The following is a 4,118-nucleotide window of genomic DNA, read 5'->3' as shown; positions in this document are numbered from 1 at the left end:
ACCTATCGATTTTGACACTTCGGTATTTAACAACGGAGAATTATCTAAAATGGTTTATGGTTGCGTAGAGACTTGGGAATGGAGCGATGGCGTACCCCACAATGGTCAAGTTCACGGCGCCGATTGCACTTGTAATCCAAGTCAAGGCTGGGTGCTTACAAGTATTTCTTGTGGAAACTACGATGACGGTGCTAGTGGTGGTGGGAATGGGATACCTACAAGCCCAGGCACTTCAGATGGTGGTAGTGGTGGAGATTCTAGCGGAACCACATACGATAATGGTTTTGATCCGACAGATCCAAATAATCACGGTAATAGTGGTAATCTTCCTATATTGGCAGCGCCAGCGATTGAGGTAGAGCTACCTGATCATGAAAAAAACTGTGAGGAGCTTAACAAACTAACAAGCAATCCGCCTGCGCAAACAACTAATCCTTATACCGTTGATGGTAGTGCGAGCGACTCAACAGGACTTAATACCAATATACGTATTGCAATTACAAATATAGATGATGAATTGGGGAGTAATTTTGAACATGGCTTCGGGCTTTATAATAGGGGTAATTTTCCTGAATACGGCGCTTATGCCCACCATATCCCGGCAGCTATGGACGATCATGTGCATTTCCCGGGGCAACAGTACCAGTTTGGTACGCTGCATACACACCCTAATGATAACGTAAGAATCCCTATGTTTTCTCATGATGATATATACTCACTATTAAATATTAAGAATAATTATGGTAGTTTTGAAATGGCAAACACACCAAACGGCGATGCCGTATTTGTATGTGTTATGGTAGTGGCACAGGCAGGACAGACCCATACCTATGCCATAAAGATTGAAGATATAAACAAGCTACAAAGCCTACAAGCTATTTGGGAGGATAAAGATGATAGGAAAGATTTTGAAAATGAGTTAAAAGATATTTATACCGATGACGCTAGCGGTGTCAATGGTTCAGCAACAGATTATCAAAAAACGTTTTTAAATTTTATAAAAGATAAAGATTTAGGCGTTTCGTTGTATGAAATGAAAACTGTCCCCGGACAATTGGAGACCTGGGAAAAACTGACTTTGAGCAGTGATGGTAATACCGTAGAAAAAACACCTTGTAATTAACATAAAAATACTAATTAAGATGAAAAATTTATTGAATATAACCATAATAACACTAACCATTTTATCCTGCAAGGCACAAAGCCCAATAGTAGGGTTGGATGCATCATATAACACACCTGAAGGAGCTTATTATAAAGATTTAGATAATGAATTGGACAAATTCATAGGAACTTGGAAATTTACAAACAACAGCTCTGAATTTATTTTTGTTTTACAAAAAAAAGTTCAAATCCAAATTTCAAATGATTATTATGACATTTTGAATGGAGAATATTCCTATGAAGAGAATGGAATTGAAATCGTCAATACTCTACCTATTGATGCTAATTCAGACGGCAACATAGGAGGTAGTACTATAAGAGATGATAATAATTTTTTATCCTGTATAGAATGCACTCCTAATGAGAGACGTGTGAAGCTATATTTTAATGACCCAGAGCGAGAGTATTTAAATGTTAATATCGTACTACGCTATTTAGAAGGTAGCAATCCACCACAAATGACAGCAACAGTTTATGCAAGACATGGTGCGATACTGCCAACAGAAAATTCCCCAACAGAGACCAGAGTACCATATGGCGAGTACTTAATGGTAAAACAGTAAAACTATTGTTTTGATATATTTAATAATGGCGATTTGGTTCAATAACTCATCTCGCCATTATTTTTTTGTATATTTTAATTTAGGCGTTTCGTTGTATGAAATGGAATCTGTTCCTGAACAACTTGAAACTTGGGAAAAACTAACGTTAGACCCAACAAGCCCTAATAGTATAAAACCAACACCTTGTAATTAATAATTGAAACTATATAAAAAGATGAAAAAATTAATAATATTAATAATACTTATTTCTACAATAGCTTGTAAGGCACAAACACCTGTCGTTAGTTTAGATGCTAGAGGTTATAAAACTTCTGATGGAGCTTATTTTAAAGACCTTAATTATGAGTTCAACAAATTTGAAGGTACTTGGTTATATACAAACGGCAATACATCATTAACTGTTGTATTAGAAAAAAAGGAAATGGTGTATAATGGTACGGATTATGAAGACAAATTGATTGGTGAGTACCAGTATATTGAAAATGGTATAGAAATCGTTAATACTTTACCCAATCTAACGAATACTAATGTTGCTAAACACAAAATAAAAGGAAGGCATATTATTCCTAATAACCTTTATCTGGCTTGTAATGATTGTGGTGTTAATGAGCGTAGAGTTATGCTTGTTTTTTATGATTCCGAAAGGTCATATCTATCAGCATCCATAATATTACGCTATTTAGAAGGCAGCAATCCAGAACAAATGACGGCGACCATAATATCAGACGGAGGTGGAATGATACCCAATGAAAACTCACCAACAGAATTACGAGTACCATATGGCGAGTACTTAATGGTAAAACAGTAAAACTATTGTTTTGATATATTTAATAATGGCGATTTGGTTCAATAACCCATCTCGTCATTATTTTTTTGTATATTTTAATTTAGGCGTTTCGTTGTATGAAATGGAATCTGTTCCCGGACAATTGGAAACTTGGGAAAAACTAACGTTAAGCAGTGATGGTAACACCGTAGAAAAAACACCTTATAATTAATAATAAAAACAATAAAATATGAAACATATATTAAATTTAGTAATAATAACAATAACATTTTTTTCCTGCAAGGCTCAAAGCCCCATAGTGGCTATTGATGCATCAAGAAGTGCCACCCCAGATGGAGCTTATTATAAAGATTTGAATAACGAATTCAATAAATTTGAAGGAGTTTGGAAATCTACAGATGGAAATTCAGAATTAACTATCGTTTTGCAAAAAGTTGAGCAACTTCAAGTTAGAAATGATTATAGAGATTATTTAATAGGAGAATATAAATATATAGAAAATGAAATGGAATTAATTAATACTATTCCTCCTATTCAGGATATAAATACAGAAACACATAATATAGGAGGAGGGTATATTATTAATTCCAATGTATCCATACCATGTGATGATTGTACTCCAAATGAGAGAAGGTTAGATCTTTATATTTCAGACCCAGAACGTGATTATTTATCGGCTTCTATTGTATTACGCTATTTAGAAGGCAGCAATCCAGAACAAATGACGGCGACCATAATATCAGACGGAGGTGGAATGATACCCAATGAAAACTCACCAACAGAATTACGAGTACCTTATGGAGAGTATTTAATGGTAAAACAGTAAAACTATTATTTTGTATATATATTTTAATTTAGGATTAACATTATATGAAGCAACGGAAGATAGTAATGGAAACATTACTTGGACTCCAGTAACTATAACACCTTAATAATACAAAAACATAATATTATGAAAACTAAAATATTAATAACAGTTTTATTCTTTACAGGGGTATTCAATATAATTAATGCACAAGAAACTATTAAAACATTAGGTGTAGATGACCCAGAAATAACAGATACTGGTGACATTTATTTTAAGGACACAAATAATTATTTTACAAACTTTTTAGGCGAGTGGTTGTATGATGATGGTACTACTTATTTTAAAGTTACATTTATAAAAAAAGAACGTGTAAGAATGGGACCTACAAATACATATCACGATGATATAGCATGTGAATATTTATTAAAAGTTAATGGTACGACTATTTATGATACTTATGGAGCGAACAGTAACCTGAATAGCAGCAGCAGCATTGCAAATTATATTACAGGCTCAGGAATTTATGCCTTTAGACCAAATAAAATTGATTTATTTTATAGCGAGCCACCACTTAATGGAGGTTGTCACAGATACGCTAGCGGTAATTTGTTATTAGAATATACTCCGATTTTAGGGAGTGCAGACGAATTAATCTGGACAAGAACCAATAACCAATTATATGGGGATACCACAGAGTGTAATGATGGTACACAAATGGACACTTCCGAATTTTTAATTCCTGCAACTATGGTGTTAGTTAAACAATAAAGTGTAATATAGCTATAAAGCCATTACG

General features: G+C 33.9%; 6 protein-coding genes. All 6 read left to right on the top strand.

The features are described from left to right. On the top strand, positions 1-1,123 hold a 1,123-nt coding region (locus ES676_RS14810; RefSeq protein WP_215731659.1), incomplete at its 5' end, for a hypothetical protein. A 19-nt stretch (positions 1,124-1,142) separates the two neighbouring features. Continuing rightward, the gene (locus ES676_RS14440) at positions 1,143-1,727 is read left to right on the top strand and encodes a DUF6705 family protein (RefSeq protein ID WP_148371029.1); all 585 of its coding nucleotides are present in this window, start codon (positions 1,143-1,145) and stop codon (positions 1,725-1,727) included. Positions 1,728-1,941: 214 nt separating this feature from the next. Next, on the top strand, positions 1,942-2,535 hold the full coding sequence (locus ES676_RS14430; protein ID WP_148371027.1) for a DUF6705 family protein: 594 nt from the start codon (positions 1,942-1,944) through the stop codon (positions 2,533-2,535). Between the two features lie 10 nt (positions 2,536-2,545). Continuing rightward, positions 2,546-2,725: a hypothetical protein gene (locus ES676_RS14425; protein ID WP_148371026.1), complete on the top strand. Its 180-nt coding sequence runs from the start codon at positions 2,546-2,548 to the stop codon at positions 2,723-2,725. A gap of 18 nt (positions 2,726-2,743) precedes the next feature. Then, positions 2,744-3,340, top strand: coding sequence for a DUF6705 family protein (locus tag ES676_RS14420; RefSeq protein WP_317130828.1), 597 nt, complete (start codon positions 2,744-2,746; stop codon positions 3,338-3,340). A gap of 126 nt (positions 3,341-3,466) precedes the next feature. After that, entirely contained in the window at positions 3,467-4,090 is a 624-nt protein-coding gene (locus ES676_RS14415) for a DUF6705 family protein (RefSeq protein WP_148371024.1), read from the top strand. Positions 4,091-4,118 lie beyond the last annotated feature (28 nt).

The organism is Bizionia saleffrena (assembly GCF_008086175.1).
Taxonomy (GTDB): Bacteria; Bacteroidota; Bacteroidia; order Flavobacteriales; family Flavobacteriaceae; genus Bizionia; species Bizionia saleffrena.
Note: the sequence above shows the minus strand (reverse complement) of the source record. Positions and strands in the feature narration are given on the sequence as shown.

Bases quoted from the DNA above. Each gene is read 5' to 3' on its own strand.
- ES676_RS14440 (WP_148371029.1), top strand. From the start codon at position 1,143: ATGAAAAATTTATTGAATATAACCATAATAACACTAACCATTTTATCC.
- ES676_RS14430 (WP_148371027.1), top strand. From the start codon at position 1,942: ATGAAAAAATTAATAATATTAATAATACTTATTTCTACAATAGCTTGT.
- ES676_RS14420 (WP_317130828.1), top strand. From the start codon at position 2,744: ATGAAACATATATTAAATTTAGTAATAATAACAATAACATTTTTTTCC.
- ES676_RS14415 (WP_148371024.1), top strand. From the start codon at position 3,467: ATGAAAACTAAAATATTAATAACAGTTTTATTCTTTACAGGGGTATTC.